Raw genomic sequence first — 18,364 nt, 5'->3', positions numbered from 1 at the left:
CCCAGCGGTGTCAACGGTCAGCAGGTTGAGTACCAGCCTGGGACTGAGAGGGCTCCTGGCTGATCAAAGGCCTCTTGGCGGCAGCCGGTGCCGGCTTGGTCTGGGTTGGCTCATTCCAGACCACGCGCAGACGGTTGGGGGCGATCCACTGGTCCTGTTCCCGGATCAATCGCTGCTCACCGCTGGTGATGAAGAGCTGATCAAAGCGCTTCTGAGCCTTCTGCAACTTGGCTTGCTCAATCTGAAGAATGGCGCTCAGTTCGTCATGCTGGTTGAGCCGTTGCTGGTAAGCACTGGCCAGGTGAACCAGGCTGAGACCGGCCAGCAAGGTCACGCCGAGCTTGACGCTCAGGCCGATCACGCTGCAGAGCAACTCCTGCCGGTCGGTGGATCCCTGATGAATGGCCACAGCCGCCGCGGCACTGGTGGGAGCTACGGCGGTGGGTCGCGATGGAGTCCGTCGCCGGGATCCCGTCCGGCGCCTTGGGGCGGACACAGGCCTGAGCTGCTGCGCGGCGGACAAGGGAGGGAAGGAAAACGTCTGGCCCGCTTCTAGCAGTTCGTGGAGGACCTGCCAAGGGCCAGCCCCGGATTCAGGCGCGGTAGAGGCTGACGCAGAGACGAACCGCCAGGATGCCTGCGTGGGCGGCGACCACCAGGGCGATCAGAACCTCTGCCTGGCTGAGTGTTGTGACCATGGCCAACGAAGGGAAACAGATGTCGCCACCATTGTTCGGCTCCGCTCCGCCCGAAGTCACCTGATGGCATCGGGCTGTCACAGCTCTTGATGGCCCACCCCCCTTCCAGCCTCTCCGTGTCCACGCAGAGTGTCCGCGCCCTTGATCTCTCGCCTCTGCAACCCTGGAGCACGTGCGCTCCAGGCGAACTGCTCGCCTCCGCCGGATCGCTGGGCCTGGAATTCGACTGGCCCCGTGAGGCCGAAGATCCCCGCGAGCTCTCCGAACTGCCCGAGCTGCGGCTCTGGAGCCTGAGGGCCGATGCTGTTCACCCCTGGCTTCCCCTGGTGCTCGACCGGAGCAGCGGCCAGCTCTGCCGCCACGTGGCGATGCTGTTGCCCCACGGCTTCAGCCGCAACGAAGGGATTCGCTTTGCACCGGAGAGCCTTGAGCTCTGGATCACCCACCGCTTCTTTCTGCTCGATCACTGGAGCCAGGAGCGGGGCCTGAACTGCCGTCAGGGTCTTGGCCAGATGGCCGCCGTGCTTGGTTTCGAGCTGGATCCCAGCTTCTGGGATCCAATCAGCCCAGCAGCAGGCTGAGGGCACGCCGTCCACTGTCGAGAGCCAGCAGTCCGGTGAGCCCGCGCAGCAGGAGCACCAGAAGCGTTTCCGGTACCCGATCCAACCGGGCTGCCGACCAACGGGCTGCCAGCGCCGCTGTGCCCCCGAGCACGAGGGCCATGGTCCCCTGGGCCCTGGCCTCGAGCAGAAACGTCACCGAGGCAGCCGATGCGGAGCAGAGCACCGCCAGGGTGCTCAGGCGGATCGCCTCCCGCACCGGCAGCCTCAGGCCGCTGATCATCAGCGGGACCATCAGCAATCCACCCCCGACCCCCAGCAGCCCTCCAGCCAGGCCGGCCATGCTGCCCACCAGGGCCAGGGCCAGTGGGGGCACTCGTCCGGCCGGTGAGTCCTGCTCTGGGCCCTGTCCCCCTCTGATCGTCAGAGTCAGGACCAGGAACATCACGGTCTGCAGGCCCAGCAGCTGCCAGCCGCTGAGCAGTCCCCCAAGCCGGCTGAACAACAGTCCGCTCAGGGCAGCACTCAGGCCGATGGCCAGGCCAGGCGCCGCCTGCACCCGACCCTGGCGCAGATGCACCCAGCTTCCCGCCAGGGTGGTGGGGACGATCGCCAGGGTGCTGGTGGCCAGGGCCTGATGGGGTGGGAGCCCTACCAGCAGCAGCATCGGCGAGAAGACCAGACCACCTCCGATCCCCAGCAGCCCCGAGAGCAGCCCGGCCACCACCCCCAGAGGCACCAGCACCAGCAGATCGCTCAACATGATCTGATCTGAACGGCGATCGCCTGGTGGCACCAGCATCCCCTGCTGACTTCCGCTTCCCTCCCAGTTGGCGCTGGATCCCCCCCCTCTGTCTGCGGGGTGACTGGCAGATGGCGATCGACGACTGGCTGCTGGATCAGTCGCTGCTCAAGGGCGGTCAGGCTGTGCTTCGCCTCTACACCTGGAGCGAGCCGACCCTCTCGCTGGGCCACCACCAGCACAGCCTGGCCCCGGCCTGGCGAACCGCTGAGCGACAGGGGCGCCTGGCCCTGGTGCGACGGCCCAGCGGCGGCGGCGCCGTGCTCCATGCCGGCAGCCTCACCTATGCCCTGGTCTGGCCTGATCCCCCGCGCCAGCGTCAGCAGGCCTATGCCCTGATCTCCGCCTGGCTGGTGGAGGCTTTCGCAACCCTGGGTCTGACGCTCTGCGCGGGCCAGGACGGAGCCACGGCGCCTGCTGCCAGCTGCTTCGCCACCAGCACCGTCGCTGATCTGGTGGGCGCCGATGGCCGGAAACGGGTGGGCAGTGCCCAGCTCTGGCGCAGGCGCCAGCTGTTGCAGCACGGCAGCGTGCTGCTCGACCCGCCGGCTGGCCTCTGGCAGGAGCTGTTCGGCTCCGATCCGCCGGTCACCTCAGCCTCACAGCGGCCAGCCACGGATGCTCTGAACGACCAGCTGCAGCGTGCGGCGATCGCGGGCCTGGGCGGCGGGTCGCTGGAGTGTGAGCCGTTGCGGCCCGCGGAGTGGGCGGCGATCGATCGCCGTCGCCACCGTTTTCGCCTCTCGAGCGGAACCGCTGGGGGGCAGCAGGATCACCCCTCTCCACTCTCGGCGATTCCGCGGGCCACCTGGGCCAGCGCCAGACCGAGGGGGTAAGTGCCCTGGCGTCGGGCGGCCTCCAGCAGGGGCGGTGGCAGCCGCAAGCCCAGGCGGGCCAGCACCACCTCCGACAATTCCGGTCGCTCGAGGGTGCCGCTCGGCAGACCCGCCGAGCCCATCACCAGGAGACGGTCGACCCCCGGCTCATCCAGCTTCAGGGCCGCCTGCCAGAGGGGCGCATCGTCCTGAATGCTGGGAAGCGTGGCAAGGGGCTCAATGTGGTCCAGCACCCGCTCCTGATCCCAGCGCTGGACCGGCAGAGCCTGCAGGGGATCGTCGCTGATCACCCCCCTCCAGCGACCCCGTTCACAGACCAGAACCCAGTCAGGACGACCGTTGCTGTCGTCCCGTCGGATCCGCGAGAGTTCCCGCAGGGGCGCATCCCCCTCCAGAACCCGGAAACGGCGGCGGGAGGCCTCGCTGACCTTCAGGTCCTTGAGAGCCTTCTGCAGAGCCAGCAGCTGAATCTGGTTCCTGGAGGCCCCCAGTCCGAACCAGCCCAGCAGAATCAACCAGAAGGCTCCCATCCCGCCGCCCCGCAGCAGCAGAAGGGTGCCCATGCCCACGGCCATCAGGGAGAGAAACCGCCCCATGGCGGCGGCCACCTGAACACCGCGCCGCTGGCTGCCGGTCCACTGCCACACCAGCGCCTTGACGATCAGGCCTCCATCGAGGGGAAGGCCTGGCAGAAGGTTGAACAGGGCCAGCACCAGGTTGAGGGCTCCGAGCTGGCTGACCATTTCGCCCAGCAACGGAGAGGCATGGGCCACCGCATGGCTGCTGCCCAGCAACAGACCGGCCAGCAGCAGGCTGACCAGGGGGCCGGCAGCGGCCACCTGCAGGGCTGCCATCGCCGTGGCACATTCCTTCTCGACACTGGCCACCCCACCCAGCAGAAACAGGGTGATGCTGCGGACCTTCACCCCATGGGCGATGGCCACCAGGGAATGGCCCAGTTCATGCAGCAGCACCGAGACGAACAGCAGCAACGCCGTGGCCAGGGCCAGCAGCCAGAGGCTGACAGCCGAGGCCTGTCCGGCCAGCTGCAGTCCGTACTGCTGCTCGAACCCCAGGGTGGCCAGCAGGAGGATCACAAACCAGCTGGGATGGATGCGCAGGGGAATGCCGCGAATCTTGAGGAGCTGCCAACCTTCACCCACGCGGTCTCGTCCTGCCGATGCCCAGGCAGGTCCTGGGCGGTGTTACTTCGATCCTAGAAAGGGTGGCCCGGCCATCCCTGTGGTGCCTTCCCCCCGCTTGAAGATCTGCGGACTGCGCCGCCCGGCCCAGGCCCAGGCTGTGGCTGCCCTGGGCGTCGATGCTGTGGGTGTGATAGCGGTGTCCTCGTCCCCGCGTTGGCTGGCCCCCGACCGGCGGCTTGAGCTGTTCCAGGCCATGGCGGCCGGCCGTGAGGGCTGCAGGGGGGTGCTGGTGGTGGCTGATCCTGAAGACGGGCTGGGCGCACAGCTGGATGGCTCCCGTGGTCACCAGGTGCTGCAGTTGCATGGGCGGGAATCCCCCTCGCGATGCAGGGAATTGGCGGCTCAGACGGGCTGTGAGATCTGGAAAGCGCTGCGGATTCGTTGCCCGGAGGATCTCAAGCGGGTGGAGGACTACGCCGGGGTGGTGGACGCGGTGCTGCTGGATGCCTGGGTTCCCCACCAGCTGGGAGGCAGCGGACAGCAGATTCCAACCGCCTGGCTGGCCGGATTCAAACCCGGGTTGCCTTGGTGGTTGGCTGGAGGTGTGGGGCCCGCGAATGCAGCGGCCCTGCTGAAGGCCTTTCAACCGGATGGCCTGGATGTGTCGAGTGGGGTGGAGAGCACACCTGGAGAGAAGGACCTCAATCAGGTGCGCGCTCTGGTGGAGGTGGTGAAGGGATGCAGCAGCTGAAGCTGGCTGAACTCAGGTGCTGAGCACCGCCTCCTGTTGTTTCACCAGCTCAAAGAATTCCTGCTTGAGGCTGGGGTCGTGGCGGAAATCTCCACGTACAACAGAGTTCACCATGCTGGTCTGGGGTTCTTTGACCCCTCGCCACTTCATGCAGTAGTGCTGAGCCTTGACAAGAATGGCCAGACCCTGGGGCTTGCAAAGTCGCTCGATCTCATCGGCGAGAATCATCACGGCCTCCTCCTGGATGTGGGGACGTGAAAACACCCAGTCGGCAACCCTGGCGAACTTGGAAAGCCCGATCACACGATCTCCTGGCTTGATACCAATCCAGCAGTTGCCCAGGATCGGCACGAGGTGATGGGAACAAGCCGATCGGACGCTGATCGGGCCAACAGTGTAAATCTCATCCAGCTTCTTGACGTTGGGAAAGCTGGCGATCTTCGGCTGGTGATGGTAACGACCCTTGAACACCTCGTGCAGATACATGCGAGCCACGCGCTCGGCTGTCTCTTCGGTGTTGTGGTCGTTGTCGATGTCGATCACAAGGCTGCGGAGCATCTCCCGCACTTTTCCAGCCACCTCGATCTCAAGCTGATCAAGCTCGCCATCGAGCAGGTGATCAGCGAGGTTGTCGTTGGCGAAGAAAGAGACACCTGCCTGCTGCAGGCGCTCGCGAATGCGCGCGCTGACAGGGCCTGGGGCCGCCTCGGGTGTGATCGGCCTGGACCGGGGGGTGGAAGGGATGGTGGATGTCATGAAAGACTCAGAAAGCGCCAGTGGCGGGCATGAGGGTCAGGTCCTCCACCACCTGGGACGGAGGCTGCTGAGCAAGGAACAGCAAGGCTTCCGCGGCTTGATCGGCGTCAAGCATGGCACGGCGATCGAAGGAACTGTGGACGGTTTTCGTCACCCAGAGGGGTGTGTCCACCGCTCCGAGGGTGAGGGTGGAGACGCGAATGCCATGGCTGCGTTCCTCCACGGCGAGGCATCGGCTGAAGGACTCCAGCGCCGCTTTGGTGGTGCAATACGCCCCCCATTCAGGGAAGGCATTGCGCGCGGCATGGCTGCTCACGTTGATGATCAGGCTCGACGGCTGTCGGCGTAACCCTGGCAGGACGGCCTGGCAGACCTGGAACACGCTGGTGAGGTTGAGCTGGAGCAACCACTGCCACGACTCCAGGTCCATCCCGGCCAGTTCACCCGTGAAGGCGGCTCCGGCATTGTTGATCACCACCGTGGGCTGGAGTCCGCGGCCCAGCAGATCAGCCAGGCGGTCTGGAATGCCGGCGGGATCGGAGAGATCAGCGCTTGCGCATTCCACCCGCCTGCCGGAGGCCCGCAGGGGTTCAGCCACGCGCTCCAGATCAGGGATGGAGCGAGCCAGAAGGAGAAGATCCCAGCCAGCCGCCGCAAAACGTCTGGCGGCGGCAGCTCCGATGCCCCTGGATGCGCCGGTGATCAGAGCTGAAGCCAAACAGAATCCATATCGAAAGGAACCTTAAGGGTTCGGCGAGAATTCTGTGGCCTCTGGATCCAGGATTCTCCCCATGCGCCGGAACTTGGCATAGCGCTGTTCCAGCAGTTCAGCCTCGCTGAGCTCGCCGAGGTCCTGCAGCTGCTGCAACAGGGCCGCCTGCAGGGTCTCGGCGGCCTGGAGCGGTGCCCAGTGGTTGCCGCCGGAGGGTTCACTCAGGACGGCGTCGATCACCCCAAGTTGAAGCAGGTCGTTGGCGGTGATGCGCAGGGCGGCAGCGGCGGCGGGGGCCTTGGCCGCATCGCGCCACAGGATCGAGGCACAGGCTTCGGGACTGGCCACGGTGTAGACGCTGTGCTCGAACATCAGCAACCGGTCAGCGACACCGATGCCGAGGGCACCGCCGGAGCCACCCTCACCGATCACTGTGGCGATCACCGGAACCCTGAGGCTGAACATCTCACGCAGGTTGACGGCGATGGCCTCCCCCTGCCCCTGCTCTTCGGCCAGGACGCCGGCGTAGGCGCCGGGGGTGTCGATGAAGCAGAGGATCGGCAGCCGGAAGCGGTCGGCGTGCTCCATCAAGCGCAGAGCCTTGCGATACCCCCCAGGAGAGGCCATGCCGAAATTCCTGGCCACATTCTCTTTGGTGTCGCGCCCCTTCTGATGGCCGATCAGAACGACGCCCCGGTCGCCGATGCGGCCGATGCCGCCCACCAGGGCCTGATCATCGGAACCCCGACGATCCCCGTGCAATTCGAACCATTCATCGGTGATCACCTGGATGTAATCCAGAGTGCTGGGCCGCTGGGGATGGCGGGCCACCTGAATTTTCTGGGCGGGGGTGAGAGAGTTGAAAATCTCCTCCCGCCGACGGGCCGCCAGGGTTTCCAGCTGCAGCAACTGCTGACTCACATCCACCTCCGAATCCTTGGCGAGCTGGCGGATCTGCTCGATCTGATCCTCCAGTTCCACCAGGGGCTTTTCAAACTCAAGCAATGGACGGCGGACCATGACGATCAATGGGGTTGGCTCAGGGCGGATCAGCGTGGGTCGCGCAGGCCTCCTCGCCTGCAAGTGGTCGTCACGCGGCCGCCAGTTGCCTGAGCTGAACCTGATTCAGCCCGATCGAACGGAAGCCATGACGGAGGGACGCGGCACCGATCAGCTCCATGTTGTCCAGACTGATGTTGTTGCGACCCCAGCTGAAATTGGTGTGAAGCCCCTCGAAGTCCAACAGCATCGCTTCAGCGAAACAGGCAAACAGCTGACGCTGGGGATTGTCCATTTCGGCCACCTCCATCATCTGCCAACCGATGTCCTGCCAGAACTCAACGATTCCTCCCTTGATCACATGCACGCCGCCGCCGGCCACCTTGGCGTCCAGATTCTTTGGATAGCCACCATCGATCATCAGGCAGGGCTTCTTCAGACTGGCCGGGTCGATCGCCAGGCCCTGGGGCAGGCTGGCCACCCACACCACCACATCAGCCTCGGGCAGTGCCTCTTCGAGGCTGAGAATGCGACCTTCTCCAAGTTCGGTCTGCAGGTCGAGCAGAGGCTGCTGCTGGCGTGCCACCAGCAGCAGCTCGCCAACGCCTGTGTTGCGGCTGAGCCAGCGGCAGACGGCACTGCCGATGTCGCCGGTGGCTCCCACCACAGCCACTTTGGCCCGGCTCAGCTCGATACCGAGCTCGGGGGCATTGGTCTCCACCTGCTGGGTGATCACCCAGGCGGTATGGGTGTTACCCGTGGTGAAACGCTCCCAGTCCAGAGAAGTGCTGCGGATCTGCTGGGCCTTGAGCAGGTTGAAGTTCTCGAAAATGATCGAGGTGAACCCCCCCAGTGCGGTGATGTCGATTCCGCTTTTCTGGGCAAGATCCATGGCGCTGAGCACCTTGCGACGGGCCGTCTTGAAGCGGCTGAGCATCTCGGGAACGAACACCGAATCGATGTAGGCGCCCTCGATGGTTTGACCCGTGAGGCTGGTGATGCTGACCGTCTCCACCAGCTGAGGTGGAGCCACGCACCAGAGGTCGAGATCGCCATCGGCATATTCGGGGAAACCCAGATCACGAGCCTTGCTCCGAGCCTGCTCAAGGCTCGTTGAGTGACCGATCAAACCGAACATGCAGCTGGGGCGGGGCGGAGAGGAGGCGGCTGTGGCCGTCGACACATCCTGCCATGGCTCCAGGGTGTGCTTCGGGCCCCAGCCTCTCAGCCGAGCAGGGCAGCCGTGGCCATGCGGGCGATTTCTCGTGGGGTGAAGCCGATGTCGGTGAGGGCCTCCTGGTAGGAGGTCATGAAGTCGGCCATCAGATCTTCCTGATCCATGTGGAGCACGGCGGCGTCGCCCGCGACCTGCTCAAGCATCTTGCGCACGAGGGGAAGGTTCGCCCGATTGGCCTGCTCCAGCTCCTCGCGGGACGCCTCGAGATTGGCCTTCAACCATTCCTGGCCATAATTGAGGTGGGTGTACTCATCCTTGACAACGCCCTCGGTGATCTTGCGGGCGAAGGGATCAGCCACGGGAATGTAGATGTGGTAGGCGGAGATGGCGAAGGCTTCGATCAGGATGGCCTGGATCAGCAGGCAGGTCACCACCTTTCCCTCGGCCAGAGCCGTCTGGAAGTTGCCATGCAGGGGTGAGAAGAACTCCCTGGCGAACTCCATGTCGGCCGTGACCGAAAGGTTGTTCGCGCAGGCTGTGAATCCCTTCTTGTGCTTGAGCTCCATGCGGGCCAGCCGGGCCAGCTCCTCAGCCTGATCCGGAATCAGGCTGCCGAGGGAGATGTAGTTGTCGTGGGCCTCCTGCTCGCCCTCGATCACGATCGCGTTGATGCGGCTGTAGGCGTCTTTGTAGAGGCTGCTGCTGAAATCAGGCAAATCCAGACCGAGCTCCTCTCCGCCGGGGGTGGCTGTTGCGGTGGCGGCCAGGGGGGTGTCGAGGCTGGGCATGGCGTCGCCTGTGAAGACATGGGTGAGGGCGACTGTAACCAGTCTGGCCGGAGTTGGTTCATGAGCGCGGCGGCCAGGAGCTGGAGAGCAGATCGCCCAGCAGCGCAACCCAGCCGTCAACCAGGCGGGTGAACAGGGCCTCCCCCAGGGCCGCGTCGGCGCCGGTGGCGTCGCCGACGACGCCACCGGCGGAGAGGTCGGCGGTCAACCAGGCGTTCGGAACAGCTCCCTCCAGGCTCCAGCCCGGCGGGGGGGCTGGGTCAGGGTGACCCTCCCGGGGCCGCTCGGGTCCCACCAGTTCAGGGGCCAGATGCAGCATCAGGCTCGTTTCAGCAAGGGCCGCATGCAGCCCTTCGCTTCGTTCCGGTTCCGGCACCAGCGCACTCACTCCCGGAGGACCGCTCCAGAGGAAGCAGGGCATCACCGCCAGGCGGGGATGGGCGGCCCGCAACTGGCGGGCTGCCACCTGCAGCAGCGCGATCTGCCCACCGTGGGCGTTGAAAAGCACCAGGCGCTGGAAGCCTGCCCTGGCCAGATCGGCCCCCACGGACATCACCACCTGCAGCAGCACCTCCGCCGGCAGGCTGAGGGTGCCCGGGAAGGCCCCGTGCTCAGGTGAAAATCCGAGCTGAAACAGGGGCAGTCGCCAGATCGGCAACTCCTGGGGCAACCGCTCCAGGACCGACTGCAGCACCTCTTCGGCGAAGAGAGCATCGGTGCCCAGGGGCAGATGGGGACCATGCTGCTCCACAGCGCCGAATGGCCAGATCACCGTGCTGCCTGGCCTGGAGGCCGCTTCCCTGGCCGCCATCCAGTTCAGGGAATCCAGGGCGTGCTTGGGGAATGCTCCCATCGACTCCTCGGGTTGATCCTTACAGTGTGGTGCTGTCCGTTCACCCTGGGCCATGGCTGGATCGCAGCGTCCCGTTCCACCCTCCGCCCCCCGGCCGAATCCGCAGGCCCCCACGAGGGTCGAGCCGCCGTTGCGCAAGCCTCCCCAGTTGATGTACATCAGCCGCAAGGAGGAGGAAGGCGAGGAGCAGAACCCCCCAGCGGGCTCCTCCGCTCAGGCCGGAGTCGATGCGCCCGCACGGGCCGTGTCTCCGGAAGCGTCCAGGCCGGTTTCACCCCCCGAGGCCGCCGGAGCGCGTGCCGGTGATGACGACCGATTCGAAACGGCCAGCCTCGAGGGCATGACCATGGCTGATCTGCTGGGCGCAGCCGATGGCCCACCCCGCCGGGGGCGCTCCAGCCGCCCGGCCACTTCCGAATCCGGCGCCTCCAGGCCCGCCCGCACCGTCGACGATTTCGACTTCGACGAGGACGCGTTCCTGGCGGCGCTGGATGAGAACGAGCCGGTGGGAGCCACCGGTGATGTGGTCACCGGCACGGTGATCAGCGTTGAGAGTGATGGGGTGTACGTGGACATCGGCGGCAAGGCGCCGGGTTTCATGCCCAAGGCCGAGGCAGGCCTCGGAGTGATCAGCAACATCAAGGAGCGCTTCCCCAAGGGGCAGCCGGTGGAGGTGCTGGTCACCCGCGAGCAGAACGCCGACGGCATGGTCACCATCAGTGCCCGGGCCCTGGCCCTGCGCCAGAGCTGGGAGAAGGTGAAGCAGCTGGAGGCCGATGGCAAGGTGGTGCAGGTCAAGGTGAGCGGGTTCAACCGCGGCGGTGTCACCTGTGACCTGGAGGGCCTGAGGGGGTTCATTCCTCGCTCCCAGCTTCAGAACGGGGAGAACCACGAGGAGCTGGTCGGGACAAGCTTCGCCGTGGCCTTTCTTGAGGTCAATGCCGAAACCCGCAAGCTGGTGCTCTCCGAGAAGCGTGCCGCCAGCGCCTCCCTGCTGGCGGAACTGCAGGTGGGTCAGCTGGTGGATGGTCAGGTCGTGTCGGTCAAGCCCTACGGATTCTTCGTGGATCTCGGAGGTGTCAGCGGTCTGCTGCACCAGTCCTCGATCACAGGCACCCATCTGCGCGACATTCGCACCGTCTTCAGCCAGGGAGAGCGGCTCAAGGCACTGGTCACCCAGATCGATCCATCCCGGGGCCGGATTGCCCTGAACACAGCCCTGCTCGAGTCGCAGCCCGGTGAGCTGCTCACCGCCAAGGAGACCGTGATGGCTGAAGCGGAAGACAGGGCCAACCGGGCCCGCACGGTCCTGCGTCAGCAGGAGCAGGACGCAGGATGAGTTCGATCGCCCACGCTGCTGCCGAAGCCAGGCTCTCCCTCGACTGGGAACTGGACTTCTATTCCCGTCCCGTGCTCGAGCCCGATGGCAAGAAGCGCTGGGATCTGCTGATCACCGCCACCCCGTCCAACGCCGCCGGTCAACCCCGGTTTCGCTGGGCGAAGAACTGTCCGGCCAGCACGGTCAATTCAGTGTGGCTTCAGGGGGCCCTCAACGAGGCGCTGGCGGCAGCTGAGGAGCAGGGCCTGGGTCCACCCCGCCGGCTGCGTTGCTGGCGGGCCACGATGCGCACCATGGTGCAGCGCGCTGCCGAAGCCGTTGGGCTGGAAGTCATCCCCAGCCGTCGCTGTTATGCCCTGGCTGAATGGCTGATTGAGCGGGAACGGGAGGTTTACCCCGCCGAGGAGGGTTACATGGCCGGCCCCCTGGCACCGCCGCCCCAGCCGATGCGTTCGTTGCCCCTGCCCCTGCCGGAGGCGGCACGGGGAGATTCCTGGGCCTGGGCCTCCCTGCCCCTCGGCGCCCTGCGGGAAGCCTCCGACTGGGAGATCGGTTTTGAAGGGCTCTTTCCTCTGCCCGATCAGCTCTCCGATGAGCTGATGGTGCCAGGCCTTCGCCTGTTCAGCCGCAGCCGTTCCCTGGCCATCGCCGGCTGGTTCGCGGGTCTCGAGCCCGCCCGCCTGGAGATGGACGGCACCAGCCTCGTGCTCGAAGCCGGCCTGGAGGACCGTTGGCGGCTGGACACCCTGGCGGAGCCTGAGGCGAGCGAGGTGAGCGAAGCCTTCGCCGCCGCGCGCGAGGCCGCCTCCGGTCTCCAGTTCATCGCCGTGCAGAGCGATGCGCAGTCGCAGCGGTTCGATGGCTTCTGGCTGCTGCGCGACCTGCCGACGTTCTGAGGCCCCTGAACCGTGGCTGAGGCCGTCGATCCCCCGTTTGATCGCCCCGATGTGGGCTTCAACGCCCTGGACGGCTGGACCTGGGTGGGAACCTATGGCGGCTATGTCCTCCAGTGCGATCTGCTGGGGGAGTTCGAGCATGGCTTCTTCACCCGTCAGTGGAGTGGGCGTGGTCCCCAGGAGCTGGCCGCTGCGATCACTGCCGGGGTTTCGGTGCACCGCACCCGTCAGATTCACAGTTCCCTGGTGCTGCCCGCCAGCGAGGCCGCCGCAGAACCCTGGCCAGAAGGCGATGGGCTGGTCAGTGATGGCGGTGGTCAGTCGCTCTGGGTCTGCGGCGCCGACTGCACCCCGGTGCTGATCGCCGATCGGGCCCGGGGCTCCGTGGCCGCGTGCCACGCCGGCTGGCGTGGGGTGGCCTCCAGAATCCTGCCGGCAGCGATCGAAGCGCTGGAGCGCTCGGGCAGCCGGCGCTCCGATCTGGTGCTGGCTCTGGGGCCGGCCGTGCGGGGTGAGGCCTACCAGGTGAAGCAGGATGTGGCCCTGCAGGTGGCCAGCGCCTGCTGCGCCCCTGGAGAGGATCCCCTGCAGAGCCTGATGGCAGCAGGGGGTCTGACGCCCGAATCTTCCCTGGAGTTCCCTGGGGATCGCTGCCGCCTCGACATCCGCAAGGCCGCCCGTTCCCAGCTGCTGAACGCCGGACTAGAGGCGGAGCAACTCCGCCTCTGCCCTCTCTGCACAGTGGGGGAGCCGCTGATGTTTCACTCCTGGCGCCGTGATCAGGTCAAGGCCGTTCAGTGGAGCGGCATCGTTGCCCAGGCCTGAGCCACCGCCTCCGCCACCCGGATGCCATCGATGCCGGCCGAGAGGATGCCACCGGCGTAGCCGGCCCCTTCCCCTGCCGGGTAGAGGCCGCGGGTGTTCACGCTCTGCAGATCCGGCCCCCTTGGAATCCGCACCGGCGACGAGGTGCGGGTTTCGACTCCGGTGAGCATGGCGTCGTCCATGGCGTAGCCGGGAATGCTGCGCTCAAAGGCCGGGATCGCCTCCCGCAGGGCCTGGACAGCGAAATTCGGCAGGCAGACGCTCAGATCGGCTGGTGTGGTCCCGGGGGCGTAGGAGGGCTGGATCGAGCCAGGAGCCCGGCTCACACCCCCACCTGCGAGGAAATCGTCGAGCCTCTGCACAGGAGCCCGGTAGGTGCCGCCACCGAGGGCAAAGGCCTTCGCTTCCCAGTGGCGCTGGAAGGCCACCCCGGCCAGGGGGTCGTCTGGCCCCCGGCCGTAGGGAAGCAGATCCTCGAGCTCCAGGCTCACCACGATGCCGCTGTTGGCATTGCGCTCGTTGCGGGAGTGCTGGCTCATGCCGTTGGTGACCAGGTGGCCGGGCTCGGAGGCCGCCGCCACCACCAGCCCACCGGGACACATGCAGAAGCTGTAGACGCTTCGGCCATCGCTGAGGTGGTGAACGAGTTTGTATTCCGCCGCCCCCAGCTGCGGGTGGCCGGCGCAGGCCCCCCAGCGGGCCCGGTCGATCAGCGACTGGGGATGCTCGAGCCGCACCCCGATCGAGAAGGGTTTGGGGGCGAGGCTCACACCCTGGTCATGCAGGCTGGCGAAGGTGTCACGGGCGCTGTGGCCCACCGCCAGCACCACGTGGTGGGCCGTGAGGCAGGAGCCGTCGGCGAGCACCACGCCGCAGACCCGCTGGCCCCCGGCCGCAGCTTCGGTGGCGAGGCTCACCACCTGGCTGTTGAAGCGGATCTCCCCACCCAGCGCTTCGATGCGGCTGCGCAGACCCCGCACCACCGTGGCCAGCTTGAAGGTGCCGATGTGGGGGCGGTGGAGCGTCAGGATCTCCGGATTCGCTCCGCAGGCCACCAGTTCCTCCAGCACTTTCCGCCCCAGGTGGCGGGGGTCCCGCACCTGGCTGTAGAGCTTGCCGTCGGAGAAAGTGCCGGCCCCGCCCTCGCCGAACTGCACGTTCGAGGCCGGATCAAATTGGCGCTGACCCCGCCAGAAACCGAAGGTGTCGGCCGTGCGCTCCTTGATCGGCTTCCCCCGCTCCAGCAACAGAGGCCGCAGGCCCATCTGGGCGAGCACCAGCGCGGCGAAGTAGCCACAGGGCCCGGCGCCGACCACGATCGGCCGTTCCTGCCGCTCTGCCGCCCCGGGCTCCAGGCGAATCACGTACTGGTAGGAGGTGTCGGGAGCTGGGCGGAGATGGGGATCCTTCGTCCAGCGCTCCAGGAGAGCCTTGGGATCAGCCACGTCCAGGTCAAGGCTGTAGCTGAGGCGAATGGCGTTCTTCTTGCGCGCATCGACGCTGCGCCTGACCACCGTCCAGCTCCGCAGGCTCCTTGCCGGGATGCCCAGACGCTTCAGCACCGCCTGGCGCACGTCGTCGTCGGTGTGGTCGAGGGGGAGTCTGAGTTCGCTCAGCCGCAGCACGATGCCTGCCTGGTCCCTGGGGGGCGTGTCGCTTGTCCCTGCATTCCAGCAGGTTGCCCCCTCCTGCCCAGCAGGGCTGTCAGGCTGGATCCAACAAACCTCTGCCGCAGCGCTCCATTCCATGGGTCTTGCCCACTGCCCGCTCTGCGTTGGCCTGGCCGTTCTCAGCCTGCTGCGATGCAGCGCCCTCGCTTTGATGCTCTGGCGCCTCTGCGCCCGCGAGGCCCAGCCACGGCTGCGCCTGGCTGCCTCCTAGCTTCAGCCTCCCCAGCGGCCCCTGAGCTCTGACGCCATGGCACTGCAGGCCACGTATTTCGGCGCGAATGGCTGGTTGTTCGATTTCGCCGGATTTCGCGTTCTGCTCGACCCCTGGCTGACGGGGCCCCTGGAGTTTCCGCCCGGTCCCTGGTTTTTTAGGGCCGAGCTGAACCAGCCCTGGCCTGTTCCTGAGCGCCTGGATCTGCTGCTGCTCACCCAGGGACTGCCCGACCACTGCCACGCGCCGACCCTGGCCTTGCTGGATCCCTCCCTGCCGGTGGTGGGGTCCGCCAGCGCCGCCGAACGCGCTCGCCGACTGGGCTTCCTGTCGGTGACGTCCCTTGCCCCTGGGGAGCGGCACCAGGCCGGTGAGCTGACCGTCACCGCCAGCGCAGGGGCACCCGTGCCTCAGGTGGAAAACGGCTACCTGCTGGAACACCCCAAAGGCAGCCTCTACGTGGAACCCCATGGCTACCTCTCCGGCGACCTGCCGGCCCAGCCTCTGGATGCCGTGGTCACGCCTGTGCTCGATCTGGGCCTGCCCCTGGTGGGGGCCTTCGTGAAGGGAATGCAGGTGCTCCCAGAGGTGCTCGAGCGGTTTCAGCCCAGGGTGGTGCTGGCCAGCACCACTGGCGGTGAGGTGCGTTACGAGGGTGCCCTGACCAGGATTCTCTGGCAGAAGGGCAGCGTTGAACTGGCGGCCAGGATGGTGGAGTCCCGCCATGAACCCAGCAGAGCCGATTCAGAGCCTGGGCCGAGCTCTCGCTTGATCGATCCGGTGCCAGGGGTGAGTTACGACCTGATGGAGATCTGAGATCGCCAGTTCAGCAGAGGCCCTGGGCCGCTCAGGGCATCGTCAGCAGCTCGTGCTCCACCATGAAGATGTTCCCGTAAAGGTTGGCAAGAATGTCCTTGCCGGCCTGGGTCAGCTCCAGGTAAGGAATTGCCGTCCTGATGTAGGGGAAGACCTGGCCCCAGTAGAAGGTGGGATAGGCCTTGAGCAGCTGGCCGGGATTTTCACAACCCAGCACCTTGTTCACACCTGTTTCCTCGAATTCCCAGAACAGGGCGGGGATCTTGTTGAGATAGCGGGGATCGCTCAGCTGGCCGATCAGGTCAGAGGCCCTCACCAGACCGGGCATGTGGGTGGTGCACTGGTGGTCGGTGGAGGCTGGAACAGGGAATCGGGTGAGCTCGATGTTGCGCTTGATCGTTTCCGCATCAATCAGCCCGTGGCCACCAAAGCGCTCCTCGATGAACAGCTTGCCGCGATCGATGTGGTGGGGGGTGAGTGCGGCACAGGTGGCGCCTTCCTTCAGGCTGATTGATCCGCCATCCACCCCCGTGGCATAGAAGCCATCCTCGTCGTCACGGCAGACTCCCTTGATGTAGCCGATGTCGTGGCAGAGGTGCGAAATCGTGAAATGCAACCAGTCGTCGGGGGTGATGCCCCCTTCGCGAAGATGCTTGCCGTAAAGGATGTGCTGCCCTACCAGGGTCACCATGATGGTGTGCTCAACGTCGTGGTAGAGCGCATCCCCGGTGGCGATGTTCTCAAGGGCCATCGAGGCTGCCCAGGAAATGATTTCCTCGTACTCCCGCTTGAGCGTGCCGTAGGAGGATCGGTAGGTGGCGATCAGACGCTCCTGCACGTCTTTGATCATCAACCGAGTCGCGTTGAACATCGTTTCTGGAGACGGACAACCCGCCGGCTTCGTCGTTTCAAGTTAGGCATCACCCATAGCCGTTGCACGGATCGCTGGCCGGGCTCCGATCCGTCATCCTGGATGGATTGCAGCACCTTCGGCCGTGACCACCACCCCTGTCGATGCCGCCATCGAGCGCGCCTCTGACCCTGAAACCTGGCGCGACAAAACAGTGGGCGCTGAGAGCGACCACTTCGATCTGGTGGTGATCGGGGCTGGATCAGGTGGGCTGGCCGCCGCCAAACGCGCCGCCGGCCATGGGGCCCGGGTCGCTGTGGTGGAAGGGGATCGGGTGGGCGGCACCTGCGTGATCCGGGGCTGTGTGCCCAAGAAACTGCTGGTCTATGGATCGGCCTATCGGCACCTGCTGGCCGATGCGGCCAGCTACGGCTGGAGCGTGGGGGAGTCTCGTTGCGATCCAGGACGACTGCTGGCGGCGGTCCGCGCTGAGGTGGACCGGCTCAATGGGTTGCACATCGGCTTCCTCGAGCGCGCCGGGGTGGAACTGGTCACTGGATGGGGGCGCTTTCTGGATGCCCATCACGTGGAGGTCAGCCGTCCTGACGGCAGTCGACGGGTGCTGCACGGGGCACGCGTACTGATCGCTGCGGGAGGGCGACCGCACCGCCCTGCGATCCCTGGGGCTGAGCTGGGCTGGGTCAGCGATGACATGTTTCTGCTGGAAGACCTGCCCCAGAGGGTGCTGATCGTGGGCGGAGGCTTCATCGCCTGTGAATTCGCCTGCATCCTTCATGGTCTCGGTGTGGTGGTGGACCAGTTCGTGCGCGGGGATCACCTGCTGCGCGGCTTTGACATGGAACTCAGCGACGTGGTGCGCGAGGGCATGGAAGCCGCCGGCATCAACCTCCACTTCGCCCAGACCCTCACGGCCATTTCCGGCCAACCCGGTGATTTGATCGCCACCACCAGCGACGGGCTCCAGGAACCCTGCGGTGGCGTGCTGCTGGCCACCGGCCGCAAGCCCTTCCTGGCCGGTCTGGAGCTGGGAGCCGCCGGCGTGCGCATCGATGCTGAGCGCATCCCCGTGGACGGTGATCAGCGCACCAACGTGCCCCACATCTACGCCGTGGGGGACATCACCGACCGCATCAACCTCACGCCTGTGGCGGTGGATGAGGGCCGTGCGTTCGCCGACAGCCTCTACGGCGGCCGCCCCCGCCAGGTGGACCATGACCTGGTGGCCAGTGCCGTGTTCAGCCAGCCGGAGCTGGCCACGGTGGGGCTGAGCGAAGAACAGGCCCTCGCCCGCTACGGCCCCGACGGAGTGCGCCTCTACAGGGCTCGCTTTCGCTCCATGGCCCAGGCGCTGCCCCAGAGTGGACCCCGTTGCCTGCTCAAGCTGGTGGTGGAGGTGGCTTCAGGCCGGGTGCTGGGCTGCCACATGGTGGGTGAGCACGCAGCCGAGATCATTCAGATGGCTGCGATTGCCATCGGCATGGGGGCGACCAAGGCCGACTTCGATCGCACCATGGCGCTGCATCCCACCGTGTCTGAAGAATTTGTGACGATGCCCGAGTGAGGGAATCCTGGAGGGTCACTGGGGCCACGATGGTGTCAGCGGATGGAGACATCGGCAAAATTGACTACTTTCGTGGAGAACTCAAGACCACGGTGACG

Annotated in this window: 21 protein-coding genes; 9 read left to right on the top strand and 12 right to left on the bottom strand. The window is 66.1% G+C overall.

Annotated features, from left to right (window positions below):
• Positions 1-10: 10 nt before the first annotated feature.
• A complete protein-coding gene (locus FPZ61_RS05515; protein ID WP_185465325.1) occupies positions 11-409 on the bottom strand; it encodes a hypothetical protein in 399 nt (132 codons plus the stop codon).
• 184 nt (positions 410-593) lie between these two features.
• A complete protein-coding gene (psaM, locus tag FPZ61_RS05510; protein ID WP_185465391.1) occupies positions 594-698 on the bottom strand; it encodes a photosystem I reaction center subunit XII in 105 nt (34 codons plus the stop codon).
• Positions 699-787: 89 nt separating this feature from the next.
• Between psaM and FPZ61_RS05505 the strand changes: the two genes are divergently transcribed.
• Positions 788-1,279, top strand: coding sequence for a CRR6 family NdhI maturation factor (locus tag FPZ61_RS05505; protein WP_185465324.1), 492 nt, complete (start codon positions 788-790; stop codon positions 1,277-1,279).
• Here the strand turns inward: FPZ61_RS05505 and FPZ61_RS05500 are convergent.
• Positions 1,260-2,021 carry a sulfite exporter TauE/SafE family protein gene (locus FPZ61_RS05500; RefSeq protein WP_185465323.1) on the bottom strand — a complete coding sequence of 254 codons (762 nt, stop codon included), beginning with the start codon at positions 2,019-2,021 and terminating at the stop codon, positions 1,260-1,262. The genes FPZ61_RS05505 and FPZ61_RS05500 overlap by 20 nt on opposite strands.
• Positions 2,022-2,047: 26 nt before the next feature.
• Between FPZ61_RS05500 and FPZ61_RS05495 the strand changes: the two genes are divergently transcribed.
• Complete coding sequence (locus FPZ61_RS05495) at positions 2,048-2,896, top strand: biotin/lipoate A/B protein ligase family protein (protein WP_370593382.1); 849 nt, start codon at positions 2,048-2,050, stop codon at positions 2,894-2,896.
• On the opposite strand, the gene FPZ61_RS05490 is transcribed toward FPZ61_RS05495, so the two are convergent.
• Positions 2,833-4,059, bottom strand: a complete 1,227-nt coding sequence (locus FPZ61_RS05490; RefSeq protein WP_185465322.1) for a site-2 protease family protein — start codon at positions 4,057-4,059, stop codon at positions 2,833-2,835. The two genes, FPZ61_RS05495 and FPZ61_RS05490, sit on opposite strands and share 64 nt — an antisense overlap.
• Positions 4,060-4,141: 82 nt before the next feature.
• On the opposite strand from FPZ61_RS05490, the gene FPZ61_RS05485 reads away from it, so the two are divergent.
• A complete protein-coding gene (locus tag FPZ61_RS05485) occupies positions 4,142-4,792 on the top strand; it encodes a phosphoribosylanthranilate isomerase (RefSeq protein ID WP_370593381.1) in 651 nt (216 codons plus the stop codon).
• A 12-nt stretch (positions 4,793-4,804) separates the two neighbouring features.
• Here the strand turns inward: FPZ61_RS05485 and folE are convergent, their stop codons facing one another.
• The 6 genes from folE to FPZ61_RS05455 form a co-directional block, all read right to left on the bottom strand.
• Entirely contained in the window at positions 4,805-5,548 is a 744-nt protein-coding gene (gene folE / locus FPZ61_RS05480) for a GTP cyclohydrolase I (RefSeq protein WP_185465320.1), read from the bottom strand.
• Positions 5,549-5,555: 7 nt separating this feature from the next.
• Positions 5,556-6,266 (bottom strand): SDR family oxidoreductase, encoded by a 711-nt coding sequence (locus FPZ61_RS05475; RefSeq protein WP_185465319.1) that lies wholly within the window; start codon positions 6,264-6,266, stop codon positions 5,556-5,558.
• A 24-nt stretch (positions 6,267-6,290) separates the two neighbouring features.
• The gene (locus tag FPZ61_RS05470) at positions 6,291-7,280 is read right to left on the bottom strand and encodes an acetyl-CoA carboxylase carboxyltransferase subunit alpha (protein WP_185465318.1); all 990 of its coding nucleotides are present in this window, start codon (positions 7,278-7,280) and stop codon (positions 6,291-6,293) included.
• Between the two features lie 70 nt (positions 7,281-7,350).
• Positions 7,351-8,397 (bottom strand): long-chain acyl-[acyl-carrier-protein] reductase, encoded by a 1,047-nt coding sequence (locus tag FPZ61_RS05465; protein WP_185465317.1) that lies wholly within the window; start codon positions 8,395-8,397, stop codon positions 7,351-7,353.
• Positions 8,398-8,483: 86 nt separating this feature from the next.
• Positions 8,484-9,224, bottom strand: a complete 741-nt coding sequence (locus tag FPZ61_RS05460) for an aldehyde oxygenase (deformylating) (protein ID WP_185465316.1) — start codon at positions 9,222-9,224, stop codon at positions 8,484-8,486.
• 58 nt (positions 9,225-9,282) lie between these two features.
• Positions 9,283-10,077: a creatininase family protein gene (locus tag FPZ61_RS05455; protein ID WP_185465315.1), complete on the bottom strand. Its 795-nt coding sequence runs from the start codon at positions 10,075-10,077 to the stop codon at positions 9,283-9,285.
• 52 nt (positions 10,078-10,129) lie between these two features.
• Between FPZ61_RS05455 and FPZ61_RS05450 the strand changes: the two genes are divergently transcribed.
• Genes FPZ61_RS05450 through pgeF form a run of 3 tightly spaced genes read left to right on the top strand, consistent with a single transcriptional unit; the run spans position 10,130 to position 13,137 of the window.
• Complete coding sequence (locus tag FPZ61_RS05450) at positions 10,130-11,416, top strand: S1 RNA-binding domain-containing protein (RefSeq protein ID WP_185465314.1); 1,287 nt, start codon at positions 10,130-10,132, stop codon at positions 11,414-11,416.
• Positions 11,413-12,312 (top strand): Tab2/Atab2 family RNA-binding protein, encoded by a 900-nt coding sequence (locus FPZ61_RS05445; RefSeq protein ID WP_185465313.1) that lies wholly within the window; start codon positions 11,413-11,415, stop codon positions 12,310-12,312. The genes FPZ61_RS05450 and FPZ61_RS05445 overlap by 4 nt, the downstream gene beginning before the upstream one ends.
• A gap of 12 nt (positions 12,313-12,324) precedes the next feature.
• Positions 12,325-13,137 carry a peptidoglycan editing factor PgeF gene (gene pgeF, locus FPZ61_RS05440; RefSeq protein ID WP_185465312.1) on the top strand — a complete coding sequence of 271 codons (813 nt, stop codon included), beginning with the start codon at positions 12,325-12,327 and terminating at the stop codon, positions 13,135-13,137.
• Here pgeF and FPZ61_RS05435 read toward each other — a convergent pair.
• The gene (locus FPZ61_RS05435) at positions 13,107-14,762 is read right to left on the bottom strand and encodes an FAD-dependent oxidoreductase (RefSeq protein ID WP_185465311.1); all 1,656 of its coding nucleotides are present in this window, start codon (positions 14,760-14,762) and stop codon (positions 13,107-13,109) included. The genes pgeF and FPZ61_RS05435 overlap by 31 nt on opposite strands.
• Positions 14,763-14,883: 121 nt before the next feature.
• On the opposite strand from FPZ61_RS05435, the gene FPZ61_RS15490 reads away from it, so the two are divergent.
• Both FPZ61_RS15490 and FPZ61_RS05430 read left to right on the top strand, forming a co-directional pair.
• A complete protein-coding gene (locus tag FPZ61_RS15490; protein WP_255441389.1) occupies positions 14,884-15,018 on the top strand; it encodes a hypothetical protein in 135 nt (44 codons plus the stop codon).
• Between the two features lie 36 nt (positions 15,019-15,054).
• A complete protein-coding gene (locus tag FPZ61_RS05430; protein ID WP_185465310.1) occupies positions 15,055-15,834 on the top strand; it encodes an MBL fold metallo-hydrolase in 780 nt (259 codons plus the stop codon).
• A 31-nt stretch (positions 15,835-15,865) separates the two neighbouring features.
• Here the strand turns inward: FPZ61_RS05430 and FPZ61_RS05425 are convergent, their stop codons facing one another.
• A complete protein-coding gene (locus FPZ61_RS05425) occupies positions 15,866-16,705 on the bottom strand; it encodes an Npun_R2479 family HD domain-containing metalloprotein (RefSeq protein WP_185465309.1) in 840 nt (279 codons plus the stop codon).
• A gap of 193 nt (positions 16,706-16,898) precedes the next feature.
• On the opposite strand from FPZ61_RS05425, the gene gorA reads away from it, so the two are divergent.
• Positions 16,899-18,266, top strand: a complete 1,368-nt coding sequence (gene gorA / locus FPZ61_RS05420) for a glutathione-disulfide reductase (RefSeq protein ID WP_185465389.1) — start codon at positions 16,899-16,901, stop codon at positions 18,264-18,266.
• Positions 18,267-18,364 lie beyond the last annotated feature (98 nt).

Source organism: Synechococcus sp. BSA11S (assembly GCF_014224355.1).
Taxonomy (GTDB): Bacteria; Cyanobacteriota; Cyanobacteriia; order PCC-6307; family Cyanobiaceae; genus Regnicoccus_A.
The sequence above is the reverse complement of the archived record's forward strand: the minus strand, read 5'-3'. Positions and strand labels throughout refer to the sequence as shown.

Bases quoted from the DNA above. Each gene is read 5' to 3' on its own strand.
- FPZ61_RS05450 (WP_185465314.1), top strand. From the start codon at position 10,130: ATGGCTGGATCGCAGCGTCCCGTTCCACCCTCCGCCCCCCGGCCGAAT.
- FPZ61_RS05455 (WP_185465315.1), bottom strand. From the start codon at position 10,077: ATGGGAGCATTCCCCAAGCACGCCCTGGATTCCCTGAACTGGATGGCG.
- FPZ61_RS05505 (WP_185465324.1), top strand. From the start codon at position 788: ATGGCCCACCCCCCTTCCAGCCTCTCCGTGTCCACGCAGAGTGTCCGC.
- psaM (WP_185465391.1), bottom strand. From the start codon at position 698: ATGGTCACAACACTCAGCCAGGCAGAGGTTCTGATCGCCCTGGTGGTC.
- folE (WP_185465320.1), bottom strand. From the start codon at position 5,548: ATGACATCCACCATCCCTTCCACCCCCCGGTCCAGGCCGATCACACCC.
- FPZ61_RS05470 (WP_185465318.1), bottom strand. From the start codon at position 7,280: ATGGTCCGCCGTCCATTGCTTGAGTTTGAAAAGCCCCTGGTGGAACTG.
- FPZ61_RS05500 (WP_185465323.1), bottom strand. From the start codon at position 2,021: ATGTTGAGCGATCTGCTGGTGCTGGTGCCTCTGGGGGTGGTGGCCGGG.
- FPZ61_RS05445 (WP_185465313.1), top strand. From the start codon at position 11,413: ATGAGTTCGATCGCCCACGCTGCTGCCGAAGCCAGGCTCTCCCTCGAC.
- FPZ61_RS05430 (WP_185465310.1), top strand. From the start codon at position 15,055: ATGGCACTGCAGGCCACGTATTTCGGCGCGAATGGCTGGTTGTTCGAT.
- FPZ61_RS05460 (WP_185465316.1), bottom strand. From the start codon at position 9,224: ATGCCCAGCCTCGACACCCCCCTGGCCGCCACCGCAACAGCCACCCCC.
- FPZ61_RS05425 (WP_185465309.1), bottom strand. From the start codon at position 16,705: ATGTTCAACGCGACTCGGTTGATGATCAAAGACGTGCAGGAGCGTCTG.
- FPZ61_RS15490 (WP_255441389.1), top strand. From the start codon at position 14,884: ATGGGTCTTGCCCACTGCCCGCTCTGCGTTGGCCTGGCCGTTCTCAGC.
- FPZ61_RS05465 (WP_185465317.1), bottom strand. From the start codon at position 8,397: ATGTTCGGTTTGATCGGTCACTCAACGAGCCTTGAGCAGGCTCGGAGC.